Raw genomic sequence first — 23,738 nt, forward strand, 5'->3', positions numbered from 1 at the left:
TCGACGGGGACGTCCTCCGCGTGCTCGCTGGCTCGGATTCCTGGTTCACGGTCGCGCGGATCCGCAGCCTCGCGGGATCGGGATCACCGGAGGGCATCCGCCGCGTCCTTCGTCGTCTGGCGGAGCAGGGCGTGGTCGACACCCAACCGGCCGGGAAGGCCGTGCTGCACAAGCTCAACCGCGACCACCTCGCTGCTCCGGCGATCCTCGACCTCTCGCGTCTCGATCGCGAGCTCCACGACCGCATCCGTGCCGCCCTCGCGGCATTCCGCGTCGCACCCCGGTTCGCCGTCCTCTTCGGCTCGGGGGCTCGGCTCTCCATGAGGCTCGACAGCGACCTCGATCTGCTGCTCGTGAGAGATCGGCCCGCCTCCGACGAATGGTCGGATGACGTCTCGGAGCTCACGCGCCGGATCCATCGGTGGACGGGAAACGACCCACGGATCATCGAGTACGGTCGCGACGACATCCGAGGGGCGGCCGCGGAGGAGCCGCTCCTGGAGTCGATCGCCGACGAGGGGATCGTGTTGACGGGGAGCGCGGCGCGCTTCCGGAAGGAGGTCGCAGGCACATGACGCCGACTCGCGAAGCAGGGCGGACCGAGGCGGACGGTCGATTCCGCAAGGCGAGGCAGTTCGCGGACGCCGCGGAGCTGTTCGCCGACGCGGCCTCCGATGACGCCGACGAGTTCGGCGATGCCTACGTCACCCTCGCGGTGCATTCCGGCATCGCCTCCGGGGACGTCATCTCGATCGTCGCCAGCGGTGAGTACTCCCCGACGGGCAACCACCAGGAGTCGGTGGCGATGCTCCGCCGGGCGGACCCGGATGCGGCCAAGCACCTCGAGAGGCTGCTCGCCCTGAAGACCAAGGCCGGCTACGCGCATCGCCCCGTCTCCTCGGACGACGTCGCCAGGGCGCGTCGCGCACACGAGGCGCTGCTGGACATCGCGTCCGCTGCCGTCGTCGGGTAGCGCTTCGAGGATCCCGTCACGAGCAGCGCGTGGCAGCCAGGTGGCTCTTCACGGAGCAGTAGCGCGCCCCCGATCCCACTATTCCGTTGCGCTGTATGTCGTCCGACTGTACAGTCGGACGACATGAGGAGGGCGAGATGACGAGGGACCCGCTGCTGCCGCTCACCGAGACGGTGGCCTGCATCCTGCTCGCGCTGCGCGAGCCGGCGCACGGGTACGCGATCATGGCGCGCGTCGAGGAGATGAGCGAGGGCGCCGTGCGCCTCGCGCCGGGGACGCTCTACGGCGCCCTCGACACGCTCGTGAAGCAGCGGCTCATCGCGCGGGTGGCGAGCGAGGATCCGCGCCGCAAGGTCTACCTCCTCACCGACAGGGGATCCGAGGTGCTCGGGCAGGACGCCGAGCGGATGGCCCACCTCGTGCGGCTCCACGCGCACGGGCCGGCACGCAGGGAGGGATGACCATGGTGATCAGGTTCTTCGTGGACTTCGACGAGGAGGAGCGCTGGCTCGACCGGATGGCGGCCGAGGGGCGGCTGATGCAGAAGCGGGGGTTCGTCTACTCCTCCACGGACATCGAACCCGGATCCGCGGTCGTGCGGATCGACTACCGGCCCCGCATGAGCGCCGACGACTTCGCCGACTACGTGCAGCTCTTCGCCGACGCGGGCTGGCGGCACATCAGCGGCAGCCGCACGAGCGGGACCCAGCACTTCGCCTCGACGACGGCGGATGCGGTCGCCGACATCTTCTCCGACGCCCGGTCCCGGGCGCAGCGCTACAAGCGCGCGCTCGACGTGAACGCGGCGGTGCTCCTGCCGCTCCTCGTGGTGGTGTCCATCCTCCTGGCGACGGAGGGCTCGGGGTTCCGCCTGGCCTTCTCGCCGGGCGAGTGGTACCTCACGCCGGGCCTGTGGGAGATGCAGGGGTGGCGGTTCGCGGGCGCGTTCCTCTTCGAGTCGGTCTTCGTGGCCCTGCGCGTGGGGCTGCCGTTCCTGATGATCGCCGCGTGCATCGTGATGCTCGTGACGGCGGTGCGCCAGGGGATCCTCTACCGGCGCGCGATCGCGGCGGCGTAGGCGACGCAGCTCTTCCCGCGTTGCCCGCAGCCCTCCGCGTCAGCGGCCGGCGACCGACGCCGCGATCCGATCCGCCGCCTCGACCGGCGTGATGCGCGACGTGTCGACCACCTCCGCGTCCGCGTGCAGCCAGGTGCGGGCGGCCTCGGCGTAGGGCTCGACGCGCGAGAAGCGGAAGGCCGACGGGCCGAGGTCCTGGTCGTGCTGGATCCGGTGGCGGAGCGTGTCCGTGTCCGCGTGCAGCACGAAGTGGCGGATCGGGACGCCGTGCGCGGTCAGACCCCCGCTGATCTCGCGCCAGTACGCCTCGACGAGCACCGTCATCGGCATCACGAGCGTGCCGCCCGCGTACTCGAGCACGCGCCGCGCGGTCTCGACGACGAGCGGCCGCCACGGCGCCCAGTGCTGGAAGTCGTCCGTCGCCGGCAGGCTCGGCCGGACGTCCATGAGCACCTCGCCGACCTTCTCGGCGTCGAGGACGCGGCTGCCGGGGATCCGCTCCTGCACGAGCCGCGCCGTCGTCGTCTTCCCCCGTGCGTCCCGTTGAGCCAGATGATCATGGCCGGAGGCTAGCGGCGGCGCGACGCCCACGGCATCCGCCGGGCGACGTATCCGGCCGCGTCCTGGTCGCCGCCGCGCCGGAGGACCAGGCTGGAGGGGCGGCGGGGACCCGGCCCCGCGCACGCGGAAGGACCCCATGCTCTCGATCGTCTACTCCAGCACCGCCGAGCGGTCCTTCGACGACGTCGACCTCGCCCAGCTCCTGGCCCAGAGCCGCGCGACCAACGCGGCGCACGGGCTGACCGGGCTCCTCGTCCACCGGCAGGGGCGCTTCCTCCAGCTGATCGAGGGGGAGGAGGCCGACGTGCGCGAGCGCATGGCCGCGATCCTCGCCGACGACCGCCACGGCCGGATCGCCACGCTCATGGAGGAGCGGATCACGGAGCGGCAGTTCCCCGACTGGACGATGGGCATGGCCAAGTACGACGCCCGCGTGGCCGAGCGGATCCCCGGCTACCGCGACACCTTCGACGACCTCGAGGGCGAGCGCCCGGACGACGTCATCCGGCCCGCGCTCCGCGAGCTGATCCGCTGGTTCCAGGAGGACACCGGCCGGCTGTCCTGAGGGTCGCGGCCCGACGCGGAGGCCGACGCCGACGACCGCGTCATGCGCTCGGGTACCGGTAGAACCCCTCGCCCGTCTCGACGCCCGTCCTGCCGTGCCGCACGTAGTTCTCGTGGAGGTACTCCGCCCAGGCCCGCACCTTCGGATCCGCCGACATGCGCGCCGTGGCGTACGAGTTGCGGAGGCCGATGGCGTCGTAGATCTGGAACGGGCCGTAGGGGGATCCGGTCGCCGTGCGCCAGGTCGCGTCGATGGTCTCGACGTCGGCGTAGCCGCCCACGAGGAGCTCGGCGGCGGCGCGCATGAACGGCGCGAGCATGGTGTTGAGCACGTAGCCGGACCTCTCCCGCTGCATCACGATCGTGAGCATCCCGGTGTCCGCCGCGTACCGGCGCGCGGCGTCGACGGCGGCCGCGTCGGTGGAGGGGGAGGTCATGATCTCCGCCGTGTTGTAGCGCCAGATGCGGTTCGCGAAGTGCAGGGCCAGGAACCGACCGGGCAGGTGCACCACGTCGACGAGGTCGCTCGGCAGCATGTAGGAGGAGTTCGTGGCGATGATCGCGTCGTCGCGCGCGAGACGCGAGACCGCGTGGTGGAGCTCCCGCTTGACGGAGAGGACCTCGGGCGCCGCCTCGATGACGAGGTCCGCGTCGCGCACGGCCTCGGCCAGGTCCGTCGTGATGCGGAGGGAGGCGAGCGCGGCCGCCGTGCTGCTCGGCGTGGCGCCGGGCACCGCGTCGTCGACGTACGCCGCGGGCAGCCCGGCGAGTCGCCGTCGGGAGGCGTCGAGCGCCGTCTCGCTGATGTCGTAGGCGGTGACGCGTCGGCCGTGGAACGCCGCGTGGAAGGCGATCTGCGAACCGAGCGTGCCGATCCCCAGCACGGCCACGCTCCGGATGTCGGGCATGGGGGACCTCCTGGGCGGCGGGACTGCGCGACCCACGAGGAGCGGGTGCCGGATGACGCCCGGCCGCCTTTCGCGCCCGGTCGTCTGCGTCACGGTAGCCAGCCGCCGTCCGGCCCGGGCCCGTCCTCCTCAGGAGCGCCGGGCCCGCCGTCGCTCAGGCGGCCGGCGCCGCGCTCCGCCAGAAGCCCGCGAGGAGATCCGCGCTCGCCTCCGGCTGGTCGACCTGCGCGGAGTGGCCGGCGTCCGCGATCACCTCGTAGCGGGCCCCCGCGCGCGCGGCCATGTCGCGCTGCCACTCCTGCGGCCAGGCGTCGTCGGCGTCGCCGTGGGAGACGAGCGCCGGGAGTCCGGTCGCGCGCAGCTCGTCGACGCGGTCGGTCTGCGCCTGCATGATCTCCAGCGCGCCCAGCAGCTGTGCCGACGCCGTGCCGACGAGGCGCGTGCGGAACCACTCCACCTCGGGGTCGTCGCCGTCGAGCTGCTCGGGAAGGAACCACAGCGGCCAGAGCCCGGCGCTGCCGGACGCGCGGACGGCCGCGATCTGCTCGGCGCGGTCGGCGCGGCTGCGCGGGCCCGAGTTCCAGTGCACGTAGCTGGCGAAGCGGCCGGGGTCGCGGATCACGGCCTGCAGGCCGACGACGCCGCCGAAGCTGTGGCCGAGGAGGTGCACGGGGCCGAGGGGCGCGGCGGGGGCGGTGCCGGTCGCGACGTGACGGCCCCCGGATCCGCCGACGCCCGCGAGCGCGTCGACCACGTGGTGCACGTCCTGGCCGAGGGTCTCGAGCTCGTAGCCGGAGGCGTCGACGGGCGGCTCGGCCTGGCCGGGGCCGGTCGATCCCCACTGCCCGCGCTGCGAGAACGCCACGACGGTGAAGCCGCGGTCGGCGAGCGGACCCATGACCGGGAAGAAGTCCTCCTTCGATCCCGTGAAGCCCGGCACGAGCAGCGCGACGGGCGCCGTCGCCGGGTCCCCGGTGCGGGCGGGCACGCGGACGGCGGACAGCCGGGCCGCCGGGACCTCGATCGTCAGGTCCTCCGCGTCCTCGGGCCGGTGCTCGGACAGGGTGCGCGGGGCGTGGGCGTCGGTGCTCATGTCGTCAGCGTAGGCCGGGGGTGGGGCGGTGGCGCGGTCGTCAAGCCGCATCCACCACCGGCAGCGTCAGGCGGAAGCGCGCGCCCGCGCCCGGGACGGCGGGCAGGCAGACGAGGTCGCCGCCCTGGGCGCGCGCGAGCGCGCGGGCGATGGAGAGGCCGAGGCCCGCGCCGCCGTGCTGGCGGTCGCGGCCGTCGTCGAGGCGTACGAGGCGGTCGAAGACGCGCTCGCGGTCGGCGTCGGGGACGCCGGGGCCGTCGTCGGCCACCGTGATCCGCACGGTGCCGTCCGCGGGCGCCTCCGCCGTCACGCGCACCTCGGACGCGGCGTAGCGGGCGGCGTTCTGCAGGAGGTTGTCGAGCACCTGGGCGAGCCGGTCGGGATCCGCGCGCACGGCCGGGGGAGCGGCCGGCACGTCGGCGGTGATGCGCGTGCCGGGCGTGCGGGCGCGCTGCTGCGCGACGGCCGCCTCCATCACCGGCGGGAGGCGCACCGGGCGCCCCTCGACGGAGAGGCCCTCGTCGAGGCGCGCCATCGTGAGCATGTCGTCGACGAGGCGGCCCGCGCGGATCGCCTCGCGCACGACGTGCACCGCCAGGCGCTCGCGCTCCTCGGCGCTCGGGTCGGCGCGCACGAGGGCGTCGGCGGAGGCGCGGATCCCGGCGACGGGCGTCCGCAGCTCGTGGGCGGCGTCCGCGACGAACGCGCGCATCCGCGCCTCGGCCGCGAGGGCCTGGCGCTCGGCGTGCTCGATGTCGTCGAGCATCTCGTCGAAGGCGACGGCGGTGCGGCCGAGCTCCGTGGTCGGACGCGTGGGGCGGAGGCGGCGGCCCCGGTCGCCGCGGCCGATGGAGCGGGCGACGCCCGTCATCGCCTCGAGCGGCCGGAGCGTGCCGCGCACCACCACGACGAGCGCGACCGCCGCGAGCACGAGGAACGCCAGGGAGGCGACCGCGAGGATCCCGCGGAGGGAGGCGAGCGTGCCGTCCACGGATCCGGTGCCCGCCGACAGCTCGAGCACCGTTCCGTCGCTGAGGTCGGAGCGCAGGGTGATCCCGTCGGCCGAGGAGCTCACGGAGCTCGCGGTGACGGAGACGGCGTCGGCGCGCGGCGTCGCCGGGGTGCTGACGGATCCGGGGGCGTCGCCGAGCGGATCCGGCCCCGGCAGCGCGCCGCCGAGAGGATCCCGGCCCGGACGCACCGAGACGGCCCCGCCGTCGGGGCTCGTGATCTGCACGGCCACGCCCTGCGCGCTCAGCCGCTCGGCGAGCGCGTCGTCGTCGAGCACGCCCACGAGCGCGGCGGCGGCGGACGCGCGGTCGGCGAGCCGGTCCTGGATCTGCTGCCGCAGCTGCGCGCCGAGGATCGCCTGCACCGTGAGCGACAGCGCCACGAGGAGCACCGCGAGGAGCGCGAGCACGGCGAGGACCGTGCGGGTGCGGAGGGATCCGGTGCGCAGCGGCGCGTCGGGCCCCGCGGCGGGAGCGAGGCCGTGCGCGAGGCGCCGCGCGCGGGCGACCGCGCTCACGCCTCCACCCGGTAGCCGAGCCCGCGGACGGTGTGCAGGAGCCGCGGCCCGTGCGCCTCCATCTTCTTGCGGAGCGCGCTGATGTGGACCTCGACGAGGTTCGGATCCGCGTGGTCGTACCCCCACACCTGCGTGAGCAGCTGCGTCTTCGACAGCGTGCGGCCGCGGTGGGCGGCGAGGTAGGCGAGCAGCTGGAACTCGATGGAGGTGAGGTCGAGCGGCTCGCCGCCGCGGCGCGCGAGGCCGGAGTCGGGATCCACCAGCAGGTCGCCGATCTCGACCACGGACGCGAGCCGCCCGCGCCTCCGGAGCACGGCGCCGACGCGCGCGACGAGCTCCGCGAGCGCGAACGGCTTGACGATGTAGTCGTCGACGCCCTGGCCGAAGCCGCGCAGGCGGTCCTCGACGGCGTCGCGCGCGGTGAGCATGATGACGCTCGCGTCGCTCCAGCGGCGGATCCCCTCGGCCAGCCGGATGCCGCTCGGGCCGGGGAGCATCCAGTCGAGCACCACGAGGTCGGGCAGGAACCCCTTGACCTCCTCCTCGAGCTCGACGCCCGAGGCGAGGCCGCGGACGACGAAGCGCTCGGCGGCGAGGGTGGACACGACGGCGGCGCGGATGGCCTCGTCGTCCTCGACCACGAGGACGCGTGCGGGAGGGAGCATGAGCCGACTGTAGGAGGCCCGGATGGGCGATCCCGGCCGCATGTCCGCCCGGGGCGCGGAACTTAAGCAGGACTTCAGATCCGCTGCCGAGCCTGGCTGTACCGACCCGGCGCACCCCGCGCCGCGGCGGACACGGAAGGAACACCATGGACGACACCATCACGGTCTTCGAGAAGGGCCGCGGCACGGGGACGCCCGCGCCGCGGAAGCGCCGCGCGGGCATGGCCGTCGGCATCGCCGGCGCCTCCCTCGGCCTCGTCGCGCTCTTCTCCTCGGCGGCGTTCGCCGACGGGAACGGCGGCGACGCCAGCGGATCGACCGGATCCGGGAGCGGCACGACCGCGACCTGCCCCGCGCCGCCCGCGCTGCCGGACGGATCCACGCCGCCCGCGCTCCCCACGCCGCCCACGAACGCGGACGGCACCCCGGCCACGCCGCCGACCCCGCCGACCAACGCCGACGGATCCGCGGCCACCGTGCCCGCGCCGCCCACGAACGCGGACGGGACCCCGGCGACGCCGCCCACCCCGCCGACGCCGCCGACGAACGCCGACGGATCCGCGGCCACCGTGCCCGCGCCGCCGACGAACGCGGACGGCACCCCGGCGACGCCGCCCACCCCGCCCACGCCGCCCACGAACGCGGACGGCACCCCGGCCACCCCGCCGGCCCCGCCCGCCGACGGCTGCGCGCCGCCCGCCCCGCCCGTGGGCGCGGACGGCAAGGCGCCCACCCCGCCCGCCGCCCCCGCGGCCCCCGGAGCGACGGGCGGCGCCACCGCCCCCGCCGCCCCGGAGCAGTCTGGCGACGGATCCGCCACGACGCCGGCGCCCACCTCCGGCAGCTGACCGGATCCATCCCCTCCGGCCGGGGCCCGCGTCACCCGCGGGTCCCGGCCGCACGTCTGCCAGGCTGGCCGGGTGACCGCCACCGTCCCCGCGCCCGCGCCGCTCGTCGGCGCCCACGTCCGCCTCGAGCCGCTCACGCCCGACCACGTCCCCGCGCTGCACGCCGCCATCGCCCACCCCGCGGTGTTCGCCGGCGGCTTCGGCGGCGGCGCCGCGGGCCTCCGCCCGGATCCGGCCGGGTTCGCGGAGTGGGCGCGCGGCTACTTCCGCTGGGACGACCTGCCGCACGCGGTGATCCTCGTCGGCGGCCCCCACGATGGCGAGCTCGTCGGCACCAGCACCCTCACCGACCTCGACGTGCCGCGCGAGCGGATCCACCTCGGCTGGACCGCGTACGACCCGCGCGTCTGGGGCACCGTCGTCAACGCCGAGGCCAAGCGCCTCCTGCTCGGCCTCGCGTTCGACTCCGGGTTCGGACGCGTGGAGCTCCAGGCCGACGCGCGCAACGACCGGTCGCGCGCCGCGATCCTCCAGCTCGGCGCGACCCTGGAGGGCGTCCGTCGCCGCGACCAGCGCCGCGCCGACGGCACCTGGCGCGACGCCGCGGTGCACTCGATCCTCGTCGACGAGTGGCCGGCCGTGCGCGCGGGCCTCGACGCCCGCATCGCCGCCCACGAGGGCCGGCCGGTGCTGTTCCGCACGCCGCCCGCGTGAGCCGGATCCGCGTCGCGGGCACGTCCGGCGCCTGACGGCGTCGCCGCGTCAGCCGGCGGTCGGGCCGGGGTCGTCCCGGTCGAGGCCGAGGTCCGCGTCGAGGTCGAGGTCGAGGTCGAGGTCCGCCGGATCCGTCGGCCCGGCCGGGTAGTGGAACCGCAAGCCGACCGCGTCGATGCGGCCCGTCCAGACCATGTCCGGGCCGACGCGGCGCAGCGGCGGAGCACGTCCGCGAGCCCGAGCTCCGCGATCCAGTCCTCGATGATGTCGCGGCGGCTCGCGGCGGCGTACGCGTCGGCGCTCCCGGTGAAGTGCACGAAGTCGGCGTCCCCCACCTGCCACGCCAGCGGGCGCAGGCCCCGGCGGCGGCCCTCGTCGTTCCAGGCGACGGCGATCATCAGCTCGATGTCCTCGAAGCGCATCGAGCGCCGTCCGAGGGGAGCGTGCGCGTCCCCGGTCATGGGCGGCCCCTCTGTCGTGGTGCGGGGGAGTGCGGGCACGTGCGCGGGCGGGCGGCGGATCCGCCGCGGGAGAGAGGGGGGGGGGAGGGGGGGGGGAGAGGCGGGGTGGGCCGGGAGCGGGTGGTGCGGGCGGTTCGCGACGCTCCCGGTGCGCCGGCGCACCGAGCCCGAGCCCGGCCAGCGCGCTATCGCGTGCCGGGCCCTGCTCCCAGCCCTCCCTGTTCGGGTCGGAGACCTGGTGTGACCGCGCGATTCCGCTGGGCTGTCGCGCTCCTGCGGCTCCGGACGACGTCCCCAGCGACGGGTGACCGCTCGGGACTGAGGTGAAGCTATGCCGCGGCGGCCCGGCGCGCCAGGCCCCGGCCCGAACGGGGGCGCTGCTGCGGTCCGGCCGGCGGACGCCGTGCCGCCGCCACGACGCGGGCGCCGCCGTCCCGCTGCGCGGCGACGGGGGCGACGCCGGCGTGCTCGAGGTCGTCCTCGCGCCCGGTGATGCGGATCGAGTGCACCCGCAGCGGCGTCCCCGCGCTGCCCTCGGCCACGCGGATCACCGCGGGCCCGCGCTCCATGCGCAGGTCGAGCGTCGTGGAGCGGCGCGCGGCCCCGGGTTCGAGCGGCGGGTAGCGGACGGTGCGCGTGTGCGCGCGGTCGAGCGCGAAGCCGAGCGCGAGGGGCACGGCGGCGGCGTGGTCGTAGGTCACCGTGACGGAGTGCACGCCCGACTCCTCCGCCACGACGGCGAAGTCGAGGTAGCTGCGGCTGCCGGGGTCGGCGTCGGGCGGTGTCGGGCTCGCGTGGACGCGGGCGGCGTCGACGGCGGGGTAGCAGCGGACGTGGGCGATTCCATGCCTCCGGGGGTGGGCATCATGTCGACGTCCGCGCGATCGGCCCGGCGTCGTCGCCGGTCGGATCCTGCGGACACCCGATGCTGCGAGGAGCAGCGGCGCGGCGCGGCCGGTGGGTGGCCGGCGCGGGCATCGGGGCGGGACCGCGCACGGGATCCCGGGTGACCGGTCGGCACGTCGTTCGGCTCTGGCGATGCAGGGCGACGGCCTCACCCTACGGCGTCGGCGGGCGTCGCGGTGCCCCGCGCCCCGGACGGGGGCGGCCACCGCCGCGTACCCTCGGGACGGACGGCAGGGGGAGCGATGGGCGACGCGGCGGCGCGGACGGGGACCGACGGCGGTGGCGATGCGGAGGCCCGGCGGACGGCTCGGCTGCCGACCCGCGGATCGCTCCACCACGTGGAGCTGCAGGTGCGCGACCTCGAGCGGGCGCTCGCGACGTGGGGCTGGATCCTCGGCGAGCTCGGCTACCGCGAGGACGCGCGCTGGCCGGACGGCGCGAGCCTCCGCCTCGGCGACGCGTACGTGGTCATCGCCCGGGCACCCCGCGACGCCGCGCACGACCGCCGCGGCGCGGGCCTCAGCCACCTCGCCTTCCACGCGGGATCCGCGGCCGACGTCGACCGCCTCTGGGACGCGGCGCCGGCTCACGGTTGGTCGCGCCTCTACGCCGACCGCCACCCGTTCGCCGGCGGCCCGGACCACCGCGCCGCCTTCCTCGAGGACGCCGAGCGCTTCAAGGTGGAGCTCGTCGCCGATCCCGGGACCTGACGCAGCTCCGCGCACGGACGCCGCCCCGCCTCGTGCCTCCGGGACGCCCGCCTGAGACTCGAGTCGCGGACGGCTGAGCCCGACGTCGGGAGCCTCCGCCTGCGACTCGAGTCGCAACCCGGGTGCCGACTCCCGCCCCCTGTGCCGCGGGCGTCGACCCGGGAGCGTGGGATGCATGGACACGACACCCCGCTCCACCTCCTCTCCCGCCGCGGCGCCGCGCCGCGCGACCCGCCGATCCCGGCGGCTCGCCCCCGTCGTCGGCGCCCTCGCGCTCGCCCTGGCGCTGCCGTTCGCGCTGGGCGCCGCCACGACCGCCGGCCCCGCGGATCCGCCGCCGCCCGCCCCGCCCCAGCACCAGCCGGGCGGGCACGACCTCCAGAAGGACGACGTCGACGCCTGGCTCGACGGCGTGGTCGGCTCCGCGCTGCCGACGACCGGCATCCCCGGTGCCGCTGTGTCGGTGGTCGCCGACGGCCAGGTGCTCACCTCCCGCGGCTACGGCCTCGCCGACACCGGCACCGAGGGCTCGCCCGCCCGCGCGGTGGATCCGGCCGACACGCTCTTCCGCGTCGGCTCCGTCTCGAAGGTGGTCTCCGCCACCGCCGTGATGCAGCTCGTGGAGGAGGGCCGCCTCGACCTCGACGCCGACGTGCAGCAGTACCTCGACTTCGACCTCGACACCCCGAAGGGCACGGTGACGCTCCGGCACCTGCTCACCCATACCGCCGGGTTCGAGGAGGTCATCACGGGCCTGATCGGCGCGCCCGGCTCGGAGCGCGCCCTCGGCGACGTGATGAGGACGGATCCGCCCGAGCAGGTCTTCGTCCCCGGCACCACCCCCGCCTACTCGAACTACGGCGCCAGCCTCGCCGGCTACGTCGCCGAGCGCGTGGGCGGCATGCCGTTCGTCGACCTCGTGCAGCAGGAGGTGCTCGACCGCGCCGGGATGACCTCGTCCTCCTTCGCGCAGCCGCTGCCCGCCGACCTCGATGCGCGCCTGGCGAAGGGCTACCCCGACGACGCGCAGCCGTCGTACCCGACCGAGGTCGTCAACGCGGCCCCCGCCGGCGCGCTCTCGGCGACCGCCGAGGACATGGCCCGCTTCATGCTCGGCCACCTCGGCGACCTGCCGGAGGACCGGGCCCTGCTGGATCCCGCCACCCTCGACGAGATGCACCGCCCGGCCCTCGACGCGGACCAGCTCGGCACGTTCGCCGCCGGCCAGCGCATGGACCTCGGCTTCTTCGACGACAGCACGCCCGGCATCCGCGCGTTCGGCCACGACGGCGACACCAACGTCTTCCACACGGCCATGCGCATGTTCCCGGACAGCGACGCCGGGATCTTCGTGACGTTCAACGGCAACGGCCGCGACGCCGTCGACACCCTCGAGCTCCGCACCGCCGTGCTCCAGGGCTTCGCCGACCGCTACCTGCGCGAGGACGACGGCGCGACGGGCGCCACGGCCGGCGCGTCGGAGGCTGCTGCCGCGGGCGATCCCGAGGCCGCCGCCGAGCTCGCCGGGACCTGGCTGTCCTCCCGCTCCCCGTTCTCGAACCCGGGCGCGCTCCTCAGCCTCAGCGGGCAGACCGAGATCGTGCCCCGCGCCGACGGCACCATCGCCGTCACGCCGAAGCCGCTCGGCATCACCACGGGCGTCTACGAGAAGGCGGGCGACCACCTGTGGCGCGAGGTCGGCGGCGACGCCCTGCTCGCGACCCGTGCCTCCGCCGAGGGCGGGCCGGTCGACGCGATCACGTGGGGCGCGTCGTTCACGATGCTCCGGGCCGAGCCGTGGCAGGCCGCGTCCGTCGTGATCCCCGGGCTCCTCGCCGCGGTCGCCGTGCTCGTCGTGTCGGTGGTCGTGTGGCCGACGACGGCCATCGCCGGCATCGGGCGCCGTCGCCGGGCCCGCCGCGACGGATCGGACGAGGCCGTCGCCGTGCCGCGCCCCCGCCGCAGCCGGACGCTGCTCCTGTCCCGCATCGGCCAGGCCGTGACGCTCGTGGCGCTCCTCGGCTGGACCGCCGCCGCCGTGCAGGCGCTCTCCCTCGTCGACGTCCCGGCCGGGCAGCTCCGCGTCCTCCAGGTGCTGCAGGTGCTCGGCGCGCTCGCCGTGATCCCCGCCGCGCTGGCCGCCTGGCAGGCGATCCACGCCCGTCGGGGCGCGTGGATCGTCGCGGGCCGGATCCTCGTGGTCGTCGCCCTGGTCGGCATCGCGGCCTTCGCGGTCGGCTTCCGGCTCCTCGCGCCGAGCGTGAGCTACTGATGCGCGGCGGGGGCGGGCCGTCCGCCTGGCATGCTCGGGAGGTGACCGATCCGACCCCCGACCGCGCGGACGCGGACCGCGCCACCGCGGACCGCGCCACCGCGGCGGCGCGCGCCGATGCGGCCCGTGCCGCCGCGACCGCCGCCGCCGTCCGGCCGCGGGGCGCGCTCGCCGACCGGATCCGCGCCGCGCTCGGCCGCGTCGGCATCCGCACCGACGCCGGGCGCGACGCGGCGGCCGCGGCCGCCTGGGCGCTCCTCACGATCCCGCTGCTCGGCGTGCTCGCCGCGCTCGTCTGGTCGGACGGCACCGCCCGCAGCATGTCGCCGGCGCAGGGCGGGGTCATCGCGATCCTCGCCGTCGTGCAGTGCGCGCCCCTCGCGTTCCGGCGGCGGCACCCGCGCTCGACCCTCCTCGCGGTCTCGCTCCTCCAGGGGGCGCTCGTCGCGGTGCTCCCGCCGCAGTTCGGGTTCTGGGCCGCGGCGCCCGTCGTCGCGGCCTACACGGTGGGGGCGCTGCTGCCGCCGGCCTCCGCCGTCCGCATCGTGGTCGCCGCCGTCGGCATCGAGGCGGTGGGCGCGACCCTGGCCGCGACGGGACAGGTGCGGGCGCTGCTCGTGCCCACGGCGGTGGACGCGCGGTTCGGCGTCGACACGGTCGTCTCGGCCGCGTCGATCCTCGTCAGCGGCCTGCTCATCGCCGCCGCGAGCGCCGCCGTCGGATCCTGGGTGGCGCTCCGCCGCCGCCACGACGGCGACGTGCTCGCCCGGGCGGCCGAGACCCTCGAGCACCAGGCCGCGCTCGGCCGCGCCGCGATCGCCGCCGAGCGCACCCGCATGGCGCGCGAGCTGCACGACGTGGCCGCGCACCACCTCACCGCGCTCGTGGTGCAGGCGGGCGCCGCCGAGCGGCTGGTGGACCTCGATCCGGAGCGCGCCAAGGACTCGCTCCGCGGGATCCGCGTGCAGGGCCGCGAGACGCTCGACGCGCTGCGCTCCATCGTCGGGATCCTCCGGCAGACCTCCGACGCCGAGGGCGGCGACGGCGCGGGCACCGCTCCGGTGCCCGGCCTCGGCGACCTGCCCGAGCTCGTGGCGGCCGCCCGCGCCGCCGGCACCGAGGTGGAGGAGCGCACGACCGGCGACGCCCCGCCGCTCGCGCCGCTGGCCGACGTGACCGCGTACCGCACCGTGCAGGAGTCCCTCGCGAACGCGCGCCGGCACGCGCCGGGGTCCGCGGTGACGCTGACCGTCGAGGCCGAGCCGACCCGCATCGCCCTCACGGTCGAGAACGCGCTGCCGGCCGCGGCCCCCGCGACCGCGCCCGGCTACGGGCTCGTCGGGATGCGCGAGCGGGCCGCGCTCGTCGGCGGCCGCCTCGAGGCGGGCCCGACCGCGCGCGGCACGTGGCGCGTCCGCCTCGAGCTGCCGGTCGAGCCCGCCGCCGTCGACCGGACGGCCGGCGCGTGATCCGCGTGGTCCTGGTCGACGACCAGTCCATCGTGCGCGCGGGCTTCCGCGTCGTGCTGGAGACGGCCGGCGGCATCGAGGTGGTCGGCGAGGCGTCCGGCGGCCGCGAGGCCGTCGCGCTGGTCGGCCGGCTCGCGCCCGACGTCGTCGTGATGGACGTGCGGATGCCCGGCGGCGACGGCATCGAGGCGACCCGCGCCATCACGGGAGCCGACGCCGACGCGGACGCGGACGCGGTGACCGTGACCCCCGCCGGATCCCCGCCCCGCGACGACCGCGCCCCCGCCGTCCTCGTCGCCACCACCTTCGACCTCGACGAGTACGTCTTCGGCGCGCTCGAGGCCGGCGCCCGCGGCTTCGTGCTCAAGGACGCCGAGCCCGAGGAGTTCATCCAGGCCGTGCGCGCGCTCGCCGCGGGGCAGGCCGCGCTCGACGGCGTCACCACCCGCCGCGTGATGGCGGAATTCACGCGCCGCCGCGCCGCCTCCGCCGTGCACCCGGGCGCCGACGTCCTCACGCCGCGCGAGCAGGACATCGTGCGGCTCCTCGGCGACGGCCTCTCCAACGACGAGATCGGCGGCCGGCTCGTGATCGAGACGAGCACCGTGAAGTCGCACCTCACCCGGATCATGACGAAGCTCGGCACGCGCGACCGCCTGCAGACCGTCGTCTGGGGCTACCGCTCGGGCCTCCTGCCCTGACCCGGGCCGCCGCTCCGCGCGACGCGCCCGGGACGTCCCGCGGGGTCGCGGCCTCCGCCCGGCGCGTTCGCCCGGGATCCACCGTCCATGCCGCGAACGTCCATGGAGAGCGTCCGGCGCTCCCAGCCGCGACGTGGTCTGATGGATCCATGGAACCCATCTACACCGCTATCGCGCACGCCTCCGGCGGAGGACGCGACGGACACGTCCGCAGCGAGGACGACCGCATCGACTTCGACACCCGTCCCCCCAAGGAGATGGGCGGCTCGGGCGAGGGCACGAACCCGGAGCAGCTCTTCGCCGCCGGGTACAGCGCCTGCTTCCTGGGCGCCACCCACCTCGTCGGCAAGAACGCCGGCGTCGACACGAAGGACGCGGGCGTCTCCGCCAGCGTCTCCATCGGCGACAACGGCCAGGGCGGCTTCGGCCTCGCCGTCGAGCTCGACGTCTACCTCCCCAACGTGGCGCCCGAGCGCCGCCAGGAGATCGCGGACGCGGCCCACCAGGTCTGCCCGTACTCCAACGCCACGCGCGGCAACATCGACGTGAAGGTCACCATCGTCGACTGACCGGCACCGCACGACCCGCGAGGCGGGCGTCCCCCGATGGGGACGCCCGCCTCCGTCGTCCAGGGGCGGATGGGTAGGGTCGGACCATGCCTGAGAACACCGGCCCCGCAGGGGCTCCCCTCGACGACGACGCCCGTGCCGCCCTCGAGGAGCTGGGGGAGATCCGCGGCAGCATCGACAACATCGACGCCGCCCTCGTGCACCTGCTGGCCGAGAGGTTCAAGTTCACCCAGTCGGTCGGCCGGCTGAAGGCCGCGCACGGGCTGCCCGCGGCGGATCCCGAGCGCGAGCGCCGCCAGATCCTCCGCCTCCGCGCCCTCGCCGAGGAGTCGCGCCTCGACCCCGCCTTCGCGGAGAAGTTCCTGAACTTCATCGTCGCGGAGGTCATCCACCACCACACGCGGATCGCCGAGGACCAGGGCGCGTCGACCTCCGCGGTCGCGCCCGAGGACGGCGGCCCGACGGCCTGACCCGTCAGGCCGCGGGGGCTCAGGCCGCGGGGGCTCAGGCCTCCGGGGCTCACGCCTCCGGGGCTCAGGCCACCGGGTACGCCTCCCGCAGCACGCGCTCCAGCAGCTCCGCCACCGCGCCCGGGCCCGACGCGGGAGCCGCCGCCTCGACGCCCGCGTTGTAGTTCGTGTTCGTGTTCACGTCGTAGGTCACGACGCGGCCGTCGGTCGTCTCGATGAACTCGATGCCCGCGACCTCGATCCCGAGCCCGGCGAGGAACGCGACGTAGCGCTCCACGATCGGGCTCTCGGCCGTGATGTCCTCCCGCAGCGAGAAGATCGTGTCGCCCGGCTGCTGCGCGATGGTCGCGCCGGGCGGCATCACGAGGGCGCCGGTCGCCGGGTCGATCGCGCATGCGTCCGCCGGGCACAGCTGGTAGCCGCCGCGCGCGGTGTCGGCCTGGATCGCGTAGACGAAGCGCCCGCCCACGATCTCCACCCGAGTGACCCGCGGCGTCGCCGCCTCGAGGAACTCCTGCAGCAGGGTGATCCCGTCCTGCGGCTCCTCGAAGTCGGGCCCCTCCACGTAGGCGGCCAGCTCCTCGACGCTGTCGAACCGGCGGACGCCGAGGCCCTTGCCGCCCTGGTTGTGCTTGGTGATGAACGGCGTCGGCAGGCCGCGCGCCGCCTCGACGATGCGGTGGCTGCCGATCACGGCGCGCGTCCGCGGCACCTCGATCCCGGCGGCGCGCAGGGCCGTGAGCTGGTCGACCTTGCTCACCTCGAGCTCGATGGTGCGGCGCCCGTTGACCGTCCGGCGGCCGTGCGCCTCGAGCCACGACATGAGCCCGCGCGTGTAGTCCTTGGAGAGCGCGTGGTCGCGCGTGTGGGCCGAGGCGCTGATCCTCGACCAGAAGATCCCCTCGGGCGGTGCCTCGTCGATCTCGAGCACGCCGTCGGTCAGCAGCCACTCCTCGTAGGGGACGCCGCGCGCGTCGAGCGCCTCGGCGAACGGCCCGAACCACTCGGGGTTCTCGTGGATGGCGAATACCTTCGGTGCGGTGGTCATCCCCCCAGGCTACGAGGCCGCGCGCGCCGCGCCGGACGCGTGACGCGCGGCGTCCCGGCGACCGCCCGGCGTCAGCGCAGCCGCACGAGGGCCTGCACGGGCAGGTGGTCGCTCATCATGCGGCCCTGCCAGGCGAAGTCGTTCACGGCGGCGGCGCGGACGTCGACGCGCTCGCTCACGAGGATCCAGTCGATGCGCGGCGCCCCCACCACCGGCGGCCGGTAGTCGGGGAACGTGCCGAACGCCGGGGTGGCCTGGCGCGCGGTGTCGAGCCAGGAGTCGCGGAGGCCGCCGCGGCGCGTGAGCGCGTCGTAGGGCGTGGAGTCGACGGGCGCGTTGAAGTCGCCCATGAGCACGAGCGGGAGGCCGGCGAAGCGCGTGCGGACCAGCTCGGCGATGGCCTCGGCCGCGCGGTCGCGGGCCTCGGCGACGTCGTGGTCGAGGTGCGTGTCGAGCACCACGAGCGGGAGGCCGGTCGCCTCGTCCTGGAAGCGGGCCCAGGTGAGGATGCGCGGCATGGGGTTGCCCCACGTCATGCTGCCGATCACGTCGGGGGTGTCCGAGAGCCACATCACGTCGTGCTCGAGGAGCGTGAGGCGGGACGCCTGGTAGAAGATCGCCCCGTGCTCGCCGTGGCTGCCGCCCTCGCGGCCCTGCCCGACCATGCGGTACGACGGCGGCAGCGCCTTCTCGATCGCCTGGATCTGCGGCCACAGCGCCTCCTGCACGCCGAGCACCGTGGGCCGCTCCTGCTGCAGGAAGCGGGTCAGCGGCTCCTGGCGCTCGGGCCAGTGGTCGGCCTCGCCGGGGCGGGTGCCGTGCCACGGCATCCGCACGTTGAGCGAGATCAGGTGGATGTCGTCGCCGGTCGTCGGGCCGATCGCGGGGGTCATGTCGTCCATTCAACCGCGCCCGCCCGATCGCCGCGTCGCGGCGCGGCGCCAGGCGGACATGCGGTGCCCCGCGCGGGCGGCCGTCCGCGCGTCAGCAGCCGGGCGTGACGAGCGCCTTGACGAAGGCGCCCGACTGGTACGTGTACTGCGAGATCCACTGGCGGAGGCTGAAGTCCACCGGGTCCTCGACCACCATCAGGTCGCCGTCGAAGCAGCGGTCGAAGAGCAGCTCGGTGCGGGTGACGTGCGGCGTCCAGGTGATGACGATGGCGCTCGTCCACCCGTTCTCCTCCGACTTGTCGCGGAGGTAGCGGGCCTCGCCCTGCGTCGTGAACGGCGACGGGGTGTCGCACGTGACCGGGTAGGGGAACTCGCCGTTGCACGCCGCGAGCTCGCCGGCCGACTGCGGGCCGGTGGGCGGCACGGAGAAGACGACGGTGTCGGAGTAGCCCTCGTCCACGAGCTTCGCCGCGAGGTCACGGCGGGTGGGGTTCGGCGGGCCGATGACGTAGATCACGTCGGCCTTGTCCGGCTGGCTCGCGGGCGGGAACACGAAGAGCGGGATGCCGGCGAGGAGCCACGCGAGCAGGAGCACGAAGAGGGCGAGCAGGGCGCGCAGGATCCATCGGCGGACGCGGCCGCCCCGACGGGCGGGGGTGGGGGTGGTGCTGGGTGTCAACGTGCGCTCTCTGCCTGGTGGATCCGCGGGTGACGGCGGGCGGGCGTGCGGGGCTCGGGTGCCCGCGTCGGCTCGACGAGCCTATGCGGCGGACCGGTGGATGACGACGCCCCCATCCGGGGAGGGAGCGCGGGCGTCGTCGGGGCGGTGGGGCGGATCAGCCGCCCGTCGAGCAGGGCACCAGCGTGATGTCCGACTCGAGCGGGCGCACGAGGGGCGTGTGGCGGACCTCGAGCGGCCCGGCGTCGTCCGCGGCCGGCATCGTGAACGTGACCCGGACGGTCTTCGTGTCCTGCGGCGCGAGCTCGGTGCGGATGCGGATCATGCCGCGCCCCATGTCGGTGCCGCGCGCCTCCTCGGTGGTGAGGTCGGCCTCGGTCGACCACCCGGTGACGGTGGAGCCGACGGGGCCGTAGACGAGCAGGTCGTCGAACTGGCGGCCCTTGGCGACGCCGTCGAGGCCCGTGACGTAGCGGGGGAGGCTCGTCGCGGCGTCGAGCGGGGCGATGCTCGTCATGTCGACGTCGACCGTGTAGGTGGTCGTGTCGGCGCAGGTCTCCGCCTGGATCCGGGACGCCGAGCGGAGGTAGTAGCTCATCTTGGATCCGGAGCCGATGTCGTTGAAGAACAGCCCGATGGACGTCTGCTCGGCGTTGTCGTCCGGCAGCGCGCCGCTCAGCGGCCCGCCCTCGATGAGCGCCTGCTCCTCGGGCACCGTGCTCCACATGAGGAGCCGCCGCTCGTCGATGGCCCGGTCGAGCGCCGTGACCAGCGGGACGACGGGCGGGGTGTCGGTGACGAGCTTGGCGAAGATGGTGCCGGCCGCGCTGGCGAAGTAGCGGTCCTGCGCGAGGTAGTCGGGGTACTGGCTGTAGACCGCGCCGAGGAGGACCGGCACGGCGTTCTGCGCGTCGAGCACGTCGCCCGTGGCCAGCGTGATGGGGCCGGTCGCCTCCAGCAGGTAGCTGAGCGCGATGGGGTCGAACGACAGCACGCCGTCGACCCGGTCGCCGAGGTACCGCTCCCAGTACGCCTTCGCGAGCGCGCCCGAGGTGGGGAAGTCGGGGAACATCGTGATGTTCTGCTCGAACCGGTCCGAGCGCGGCTCGACGAGGCGCACGGTCTCGTCCGGCACGTCGCCCTGGCGGACGTTGCGCGGGAAGTCGTTGCTCGACGCCTGCTTCGCGATCCGCACGGCGCCGTCCTCGACGGTCAGCAGCACGAGCGCGGCGGGGTTGCCGCCGGTGGAGCGGACCTCGGCGTTGTTCTGGAACATCAGCAGGTAGTTGCGGGCGCCGTCGGCGCCGAGGAGGGCGGGCAGCGCGCCCGTGACCTCGGCGAAGGTGTCGGCCGTGGCCTGCGTGCTCGACAGCGTCTCGTCCATCAGGTCGACGTCGTCCCGGACCTGGGCCCAGAGGGCGTCGCGGTCGATGGCGTCGACCTCGGAGCGGGCGCCGGCGAGGCCCCGGGAGGCGGTGTCGACGGTCTCGCCGAGGGAGCGGATCCCGTCGAGGTCGATGCGCCCGAGCACGGGCGTGAAGGCGGAGAGGGAGACCTCGGTGGCGGGCGTCACGACGTCGGTCGCGAGCCGGTCGGTCGCCGACGCCAGCACGCGCGCGGCGTGCAGGTTCGGGCCGACGGCGGGGACCCACTCGTATGCGGCGAGCACGCCGTCGTCCGCCGCGTCGGCCGCGGCGGCCGTGTGCTCGCGGAGCTCGGCGGCGCCGGCCTTCGCGGCGTCGACATCGCCCGCGAGGAGCGACGCCTGCACCTGGTCTGTGGGCGGTGCCGCTTCATGGCGCGGTTCTGTTGCCGTTCGGTGTCGTCATCCGGTGACGAGGATGCTGGCGGCGGCTTCGACGACGTCGTCGGTGATGGTCTCGAGCTGGTTGATCTTGAGGACGCGCTGGATCTGCGGGAAGAGCCGTTCGAGGAGTCGGAAGTTGCCGCGGGTGATGCGTTGGATCGCGGCGATGGCTTGCGCGTCGGTGAAGTCGTCAGGGTTCAGGGTGTGGCCGAGGCGCTTCCAGTGGCGGTCGAGAACGAACAGGAGCTCGTCTTGGCCGAGGGCGCGGTAGCGGTGGGCGAAGCCGAGGCGACTGTAGAGCTGCGGGTAGTGACGGAAGCGCTGGTCGATTCCGGGCATGCCGATGAGGATGATCGCGAGGTGCTCACGGTCGTGCCGATCGCGGAGGAGCTCGAGGGCGGTGGGCGTGAGCCGTTCCGCTTCGTCGATGATCAGCAGCTCGACCCACCGGCGCGCATCGCCGGCGGTGCCGGTGATCTTCCCGATCGTGCGCTGGTGATCCTCGATCCTGATGCCGAGGTCGACCGTCCAGCGGTCCAGCTCCCGCATGAGGTCCTTCGGCCGGGGCAGGACTTCGGGCGTGTAGAACACCGCCCGGGAGCGGTTCGCGGCCGCATCGAGCTTCGGGTCGTCCGCGCCGCGCCGACCCCACTCCTGGGCGTACGGCTCGAGCGCATCCCAGTGCGCGTACCGGCGGGCGGAGTTGGTCTTCCCGACGCCGGCATCGCCGTGGCAGATCCCGATGGTCTGCTCCTTCCGGACGGCGTTCGCGAACTCGACGAACCGCCGGTGCTCTTTCGTGGTGATGAACGTGTCGGGCATCATCCGTCCTCTTCATAGGTGCGCAGGCGCGGCCGCCGAGGCGGCGGCGGTGTCGCGGGGAGCTCGGCACGGCTGGCTGTAGTTGGGATCCGGTCGTTGAGGTCCCGGCGCAGCTGCCGGCGGCGGGCGCGGCGTGCGGTCTCGACGTCGCGGAGGCTCATCCGCAGGTTCGGGTGGGCCTCGTCGACGGCGACGCAGATGAAGGTGTCGTGGTCGTAGACGCGGATCTCGGAGATGTCACGCGGGTCGTACCGGATCGTCACGGTCCGGCCGACGAACGGAGCAAGGGTCGGGGCGAGGTACCGCTGGCCCTGGAAGTGGATCCCGTCGCGCTGCACGGTGCGGCTCTTCGGCACAGTCAGCAAGAGCCCGTCGAGCTCCACGAGGCTCTCCGGCATCCGAGGCAGCCAGCCGTCACCGGCCCAGGTTGTTCGCGGTGTGGTCCCGAGCTCCTTGTGCGGGCGGTCGTTGTAGGTGGCGATGAACGACCCGACGGCCGTGTCGAGGCCGGCTAGGTCGAGCACCGGGTCCGGGCGTCGGTTCCCGGGGCTGAGGTGTCCGGGAAGGAGCGGGAGCAGTTCGGTGGTGATGGTGCCGAAGAACCGCTCGATCTTCCCGCGGCCCTGGGGGCGGCCGACAGCGGAGTGGATGATCCGGATCCGCAGCTCCGCGGCCGTGTGCTCGAGGTGTCGGCTGGTGAAGTCGGTGCCGTGGTCGACGTGGAGGATGTCGGGGATCCCGCACATCGCCCAGCCGGGATCCGGCTTCCTCCAGATCGCTTGCCGGAGTGCGAGTGCGGTGTTCATCGCCGATGGGGCGCCGGTGAAGACGGTGTATCCGCAGATGGCACGGGAGTAGTCGTCCATGATCACGGTCAGCCAGGGGCGGTCGGGCTTCCCGCCGGCGCCGACGATGAGGACGTCGAGCTCGGTGTGGTCGGCCTGCCACGTCTGGTTGGGGCGCTCCGCCCGGCGCCGATACACGAGCTCGTGCCGATCCCGATACGACGCCGGCCCCTCCAGGGCCAGCGTCACCAGCGCGGGGTCGAGCGCCTGCACGATCTCCCGCACCGTGGAGTAGCTCGGGACCGGGTCCCCGCGCTGCTGCGCGTCCGTGGCGGCGAGGCGGTGCAGGGTCGCGATGCTCGGACGGGGCTTGGTCAGCGCGAGCCGTTCGATGAACGTGACCGTCGCGGCCGCTGTCCGCCGCCGGCCCGCGTCGATCCGGGACCTGGAGTCGAGGGCAGTGATGCCGCCGGCGCAGTAGAGGTGGTGCCAGCGCTGCAGGGTCCGCGCGCTGATCCCGGTGGTCCGGGCGAGAGCTGCGAGCGGGATCTGGTCTTCGACATGCAGTCGAAGAACGCGCCACCGCTCGAGCCCGTCCACCCCGGCACCTACATCGCGGCGCTCTCGCGCGCAGCGTTCGACTGGTGCCGGTACAACGTCGCGCGGCTCCACCCGACGAGACGGGCCGCGTCCTCCGCGGTCCGGCCACGGGCTCGCGCATCGGTCGCGATCTGGAGCTTGTCGGCGATGACGGCCGGATCCGACAAGGGGCGGCCGAAGCGGGTCCCGTTGTCGCGCGCGACGGCGATGCCGGCGTTGACGCGCTCGACGATGAGCTCGCGCTCGTACTCGGCCAGGCTCGCGAGCATGCCCAGCATCAGCCGGCCCGAGGTCGTCGCCGGATCGATGCCGTCGGAGATGGAGCGGATCTGCACGCCCCGTTCGCGCAGCATCTTCACGGTGCTGAGGACGTCGAGCATCGAGCGGCCTAGACGGTCGATGCGCCAGACGACGATGGTGTCGCCGTCCTCGGCGTACTCGAGCAGCTTCTTCATCCCCGGCCGATCGATCGCGGCCCGGCTGCCGGAGGTGACGTCGGCGAACACGTCCCGCTTCTGCACGCCGTCCTTCACCAGCGCGTCGAGCTGGAGCTGCGCATCCTGACTCGTCGTGCTCACCCGCGTGTATCCCAGAAGCCTCACCCGAGCAGTCTG

At 74.7% G+C, this 23,738-nt stretch carries 27 protein-coding genes; 13 read left to right on the forward strand and 14 right to left on the reverse strand.

From position 1 onward, the window contains the following. Positions 1-131: 131 nt before the first annotated feature. The 4 genes from FGG90_RS14565 to FGG90_RS14580 all read left to right on the forward strand — a co-directional run bounded on the left by FGG90_RS14565 (position 132) and on the right by FGG90_RS14580 (position 2,051). Entirely contained in the window at positions 132-575 is a 444-nt protein-coding gene (locus FGG90_RS14565; RefSeq protein WP_133065119.1) for a nucleotidyltransferase domain-containing protein, read from the forward strand. Next, a complete protein-coding gene (locus FGG90_RS14570; protein ID WP_210433008.1) occupies positions 572-973 on the forward strand; it encodes a hypothetical protein in 402 nt (133 codons plus the stop codon). Before FGG90_RS14565 ends, FGG90_RS14570 begins: the two co-directional genes overlap by 4 nt. A 137-nt stretch (positions 974-1,110) precedes the next feature. Beyond that, positions 1,111-1,434 carry a PadR family transcriptional regulator gene (locus FGG90_RS14575; RefSeq protein WP_094126327.1) on the forward strand — a complete coding sequence of 108 codons (324 nt, stop codon included), beginning with the start codon at positions 1,111-1,113 and terminating at the stop codon, positions 1,432-1,434. Positions 1,435-1,436: 2 nt separating this feature from the next. Beyond that, positions 1,437-2,051 (forward strand): DUF2812 domain-containing protein, encoded by a 615-nt coding sequence (locus FGG90_RS14580; RefSeq protein WP_237583441.1) that lies wholly within the window; start codon positions 1,437-1,439, stop codon positions 2,049-2,051. Positions 2,052-2,090: 39 nt separating this feature from the next. Here the strand turns inward: FGG90_RS14580 and FGG90_RS14585 are convergent, their stop codons facing one another. Continuing rightward, positions 2,091-2,558 carry a P-loop nucleotide/nucleoside kinase family protein gene (locus tag FGG90_RS14585; RefSeq protein ID WP_237583442.1) on the reverse strand — a complete coding sequence of 156 codons (468 nt, stop codon included), beginning with the start codon at positions 2,556-2,558 and terminating at the stop codon, positions 2,091-2,093. A gap of 190 nt (positions 2,559-2,748) precedes the next feature. On the opposite strand from FGG90_RS14585, the gene FGG90_RS14590 reads away from it, so the two are divergent. Then, positions 2,749-3,177: a BLUF domain-containing protein gene (locus tag FGG90_RS14590; protein WP_094126325.1), complete on the forward strand. Its 429-nt coding sequence runs from the start codon at positions 2,749-2,751 to the stop codon at positions 3,175-3,177. Positions 3,178-3,217: 40 nt separating this feature from the next. Here the strand turns inward: FGG90_RS14590 and FGG90_RS14595 are convergent, their stop codons facing one another. The 4 genes from FGG90_RS14595 to FGG90_RS14610 all read right to left on the reverse strand — a co-directional run bounded on the left by FGG90_RS14595 (position 3,218) and on the right by FGG90_RS14610 (position 7,370). Further along, positions 3,218-4,084 (reverse strand): 3-hydroxyacyl-CoA dehydrogenase, encoded by an 867-nt coding sequence (locus FGG90_RS14595; RefSeq protein WP_094126324.1) that lies wholly within the window; start codon positions 4,082-4,084, stop codon positions 3,218-3,220. Between the two features lie 154 nt (positions 4,085-4,238). Next, the gene (locus FGG90_RS14600) at positions 4,239-5,177 is read right to left on the reverse strand and encodes an alpha/beta fold hydrolase (RefSeq protein ID WP_094126323.1); all 939 of its coding nucleotides are present in this window, start codon (positions 5,175-5,177) and stop codon (positions 4,239-4,241) included. A gap of 40 nt (positions 5,178-5,217) precedes the next feature. After that, positions 5,218-6,705, reverse strand: a complete 1,488-nt coding sequence (locus FGG90_RS14605; protein WP_094126322.1) for a sensor histidine kinase — start codon at positions 6,703-6,705, stop codon at positions 5,218-5,220. Then, positions 6,702-7,370, reverse strand: a complete 669-nt coding sequence (locus FGG90_RS14610) for a response regulator transcription factor (RefSeq protein ID WP_165771348.1) — start codon at positions 7,368-7,370, stop codon at positions 6,702-6,704. Before FGG90_RS14610 ends, FGG90_RS14605 begins: the two co-directional genes overlap by 4 nt. A 146-nt stretch (positions 7,371-7,516) precedes the next feature. On the opposite strand from FGG90_RS14610, the gene FGG90_RS14615 reads away from it, so the two are divergent. Together FGG90_RS14615 and FGG90_RS14620 are read left to right on the forward strand one after the other, a co-directional pair. Further along, positions 7,517-8,218: a hypothetical protein gene (locus FGG90_RS14615; RefSeq protein WP_094126320.1), complete on the forward strand. Its 702-nt coding sequence runs from the start codon at positions 7,517-7,519 to the stop codon at positions 8,216-8,218. Between the two features lie 72 nt (positions 8,219-8,290). Then, complete coding sequence (locus tag FGG90_RS14620) at positions 8,291-8,932, forward strand: GNAT family N-acetyltransferase (RefSeq protein ID WP_094126319.1); 642 nt, start codon at positions 8,291-8,293, stop codon at positions 8,930-8,932. Positions 8,933-8,980: 48 nt separating this feature from the next. On the opposite strand, the gene FGG90_RS14625 is transcribed toward FGG90_RS14620, so the two are convergent. Both FGG90_RS14625 and FGG90_RS14630 read right to left on the reverse strand, forming a co-directional pair. Continuing rightward, positions 8,981-9,127: a hypothetical protein gene (locus tag FGG90_RS14625; protein ID WP_237583443.1), complete on the reverse strand. Its 147-nt coding sequence runs from the start codon at positions 9,125-9,127 to the stop codon at positions 8,981-8,983. A 595-nt stretch (positions 9,128-9,722) separates the two neighbouring features. Beyond that, positions 9,723-10,109: a hypothetical protein gene (locus tag FGG90_RS14630; RefSeq protein ID WP_237583445.1), complete on the reverse strand. Its 387-nt coding sequence runs from the start codon at positions 10,107-10,109 to the stop codon at positions 9,723-9,725. A gap of 501 nt (positions 10,110-10,610) precedes the next feature. Here FGG90_RS14630 and FGG90_RS14635 point away from each other — a divergent pair. The 6 genes from FGG90_RS14635 to FGG90_RS14660 all read left to right on the forward strand — a co-directional run bounded on the left by FGG90_RS14635 (position 10,611) and on the right by FGG90_RS14660 (position 16,490). After that, positions 10,611-11,009 carry a VOC family protein gene (locus FGG90_RS14635; protein ID WP_094131192.1) on the forward strand — a complete coding sequence of 133 codons (399 nt, stop codon included), beginning with the start codon at positions 10,611-10,613 and terminating at the stop codon, positions 11,007-11,009. A gap of 175 nt (positions 11,010-11,184) precedes the next feature. Next, the gene (locus FGG90_RS14640) at positions 11,185-13,281 is read left to right on the forward strand and encodes a serine hydrolase domain-containing protein (RefSeq protein ID WP_094126318.1); all 2,097 of its coding nucleotides are present in this window, start codon (positions 11,185-11,187) and stop codon (positions 13,279-13,281) included. A 41-nt stretch (positions 13,282-13,322) separates the two neighbouring features. Then, entirely contained in the window at positions 13,323-14,750 is a 1,428-nt protein-coding gene (locus FGG90_RS14645; protein ID WP_237583447.1) for a sensor histidine kinase, read from the forward strand. Then, entirely contained in the window at positions 14,747-15,451 is a 705-nt protein-coding gene (locus tag FGG90_RS14650; RefSeq protein ID WP_094126316.1) for a response regulator, read from the forward strand. Before FGG90_RS14645 ends, FGG90_RS14650 begins: the two co-directional genes overlap by 4 nt. A gap of 149 nt (positions 15,452-15,600) precedes the next feature. Beyond that, positions 15,601-16,020, forward strand: coding sequence for an organic hydroperoxide resistance protein (locus FGG90_RS14655; RefSeq protein WP_011931929.1), 420 nt, complete (start codon positions 15,601-15,603; stop codon positions 16,018-16,020). A gap of 86 nt (positions 16,021-16,106) precedes the next feature. Continuing rightward, on the forward strand, positions 16,107-16,490 hold the full coding sequence (locus tag FGG90_RS14660; protein ID WP_094126315.1) for a chorismate mutase: 384 nt from the start codon (positions 16,107-16,109) through the stop codon (positions 16,488-16,490). Positions 16,491-16,554: 64 nt separating this feature from the next. Here FGG90_RS14660 and FGG90_RS14665 read toward each other — a convergent pair whose 3' ends face one another. The 7 genes from FGG90_RS14665 to FGG90_RS14695 form a co-directional block, all read right to left on the reverse strand. Beyond that, a complete protein-coding gene (locus FGG90_RS14665) occupies positions 16,555-17,538 on the reverse strand; it encodes an ATP-grasp domain-containing protein (protein WP_094126314.1) in 984 nt (327 codons plus the stop codon). Between the two features lie 71 nt (positions 17,539-17,609). Further along, positions 17,610-18,431, reverse strand: a complete 822-nt coding sequence (locus tag FGG90_RS14670) for an endonuclease/exonuclease/phosphatase family protein (protein ID WP_237583448.1) — start codon at positions 18,429-18,431, stop codon at positions 17,610-17,612. A gap of 91 nt (positions 18,432-18,522) precedes the next feature. Further along, the gene (locus FGG90_RS14675; protein WP_094126312.1) at positions 18,523-19,110 is read right to left on the reverse strand and encodes a YdcF family protein; all 588 of its coding nucleotides are present in this window, start codon (positions 19,108-19,110) and stop codon (positions 18,523-18,525) included. 157 nt (positions 19,111-19,267) lie between these two features. Continuing rightward, on the reverse strand, positions 19,268-20,881 hold the full coding sequence (locus FGG90_RS14680; protein WP_237583450.1) for a DUF4012 domain-containing protein: 1,614 nt from the start codon (positions 20,879-20,881) through the stop codon (positions 19,268-19,270). 54 nt (positions 20,882-20,935) lie between these two features. After that, positions 20,936-21,739 (reverse strand): AAA family ATPase, encoded by an 804-nt coding sequence (locus FGG90_RS14685; protein WP_094131546.1) that lies wholly within the window; start codon positions 21,737-21,739, stop codon positions 20,936-20,938. Then, complete coding sequence (locus FGG90_RS14690; protein WP_094131547.1) at positions 21,739-23,124, reverse strand: Mu transposase C-terminal domain-containing protein; 1,386 nt, start codon at positions 23,122-23,124, stop codon at positions 21,739-21,741. The genes FGG90_RS14685 and FGG90_RS14690 overlap by 1 nt, the downstream gene beginning before the upstream one ends. An 8-nt stretch (positions 23,125-23,132) precedes the next feature. Then, positions 23,133-23,726: a recombinase family protein gene (locus FGG90_RS14695; protein ID WP_094131548.1), complete on the reverse strand. Its 594-nt coding sequence runs from the start codon at positions 23,724-23,726 to the stop codon at positions 23,133-23,135. Positions 23,727-23,738: the final 12 nt, after the last annotated feature.

It is taken from the genome of Clavibacter michiganensis subsp. tessellarius (genome assembly GCF_021922985.1).
Lineage (GTDB): Bacteria > Actinomycetota > Actinomycetes > Actinomycetales > Microbacteriaceae > Clavibacter > Clavibacter tessellarius.

What these genes read in the sequence shown, in the direction of transcription:
- FGG90_RS14570 (WP_210433008.1), top strand. Translation starts at nt 572, where the DNA reads ATGACGCCGACTCGCGAAGCAGGGCGGACCGAGGCGGACGGTCGATTC.
- FGG90_RS14575 (WP_094126327.1), top strand. Translation starts at nt 1,111, where the DNA reads ATGACGAGGGACCCGCTGCTGCCGCTCACCGAGACGGTGGCCTGCATC.
- FGG90_RS14580 (WP_237583441.1), top strand. Translation starts at nt 1,437, where the DNA reads ATGGTGATCAGGTTCTTCGTGGACTTCGACGAGGAGGAGCGCTGGCTC.
- FGG90_RS14590 (WP_094126325.1), top strand. Translation starts at nt 2,749, where the DNA reads ATGCTCTCGATCGTCTACTCCAGCACCGCCGAGCGGTCCTTCGACGAC.
- FGG90_RS14595 (WP_094126324.1), bottom strand. Translation starts at nt 4,084, where the DNA reads ATGCCCGACATCCGGAGCGTGGCCGTGCTGGGGATCGGCACGCTCGGT.
- FGG90_RS14600 (WP_094126323.1), bottom strand. Translation starts at nt 5,177, where the DNA reads ATGAGCACCGACGCCCACGCCCCGCGCACCCTGTCCGAGCACCGGCCC.
- FGG90_RS14610 (WP_165771348.1), bottom strand. Translation starts at nt 7,370, where the DNA reads ATGCTCCCTCCCGCACGCGTCCTCGTGGTCGAGGACGACGAGGCCATC.
- FGG90_RS14615 (WP_094126320.1), top strand. Translation starts at nt 7,517, where the DNA reads ATGGACGACACCATCACGGTCTTCGAGAAGGGCCGCGGCACGGGGACG.
- FGG90_RS14625 (WP_237583443.1), bottom strand. Translation starts at nt 9,127, where the DNA reads ATGGTCTGGACGGGCCGCATCGACGCGGTCGGCTTGCGGTTCCACTAC.
- FGG90_RS14640 (WP_094126318.1), top strand. Translation starts at nt 11,185, where the DNA reads ATGGACACGACACCCCGCTCCACCTCCTCTCCCGCCGCGGCGCCGCGC.
- FGG90_RS14655 (WP_011931929.1), top strand. Translation starts at nt 15,601, where the DNA reads ATGGAACCCATCTACACCGCTATCGCGCACGCCTCCGGCGGAGGACGC.
- FGG90_RS14660 (WP_094126315.1), top strand. Translation starts at nt 16,107, where the DNA reads ATGCCTGAGAACACCGGCCCCGCAGGGGCTCCCCTCGACGACGACGCC.
- FGG90_RS14665 (WP_094126314.1), bottom strand. Translation starts at nt 17,538, where the DNA reads ATGACCACCGCACCGAAGGTATTCGCCATCCACGAGAACCCCGAGTGG.
- FGG90_RS14670 (WP_237583448.1), bottom strand. Translation starts at nt 18,431, where the DNA reads ATGACCCCCGCGATCGGCCCGACGACCGGCGACGACATCCACCTGATC.
- FGG90_RS14685 (WP_094131546.1), bottom strand. Translation starts at nt 21,739, where the DNA reads ATGCCCGACACGTTCATCACCACGAAAGAGCACCGGCGGTTCGTCGAG.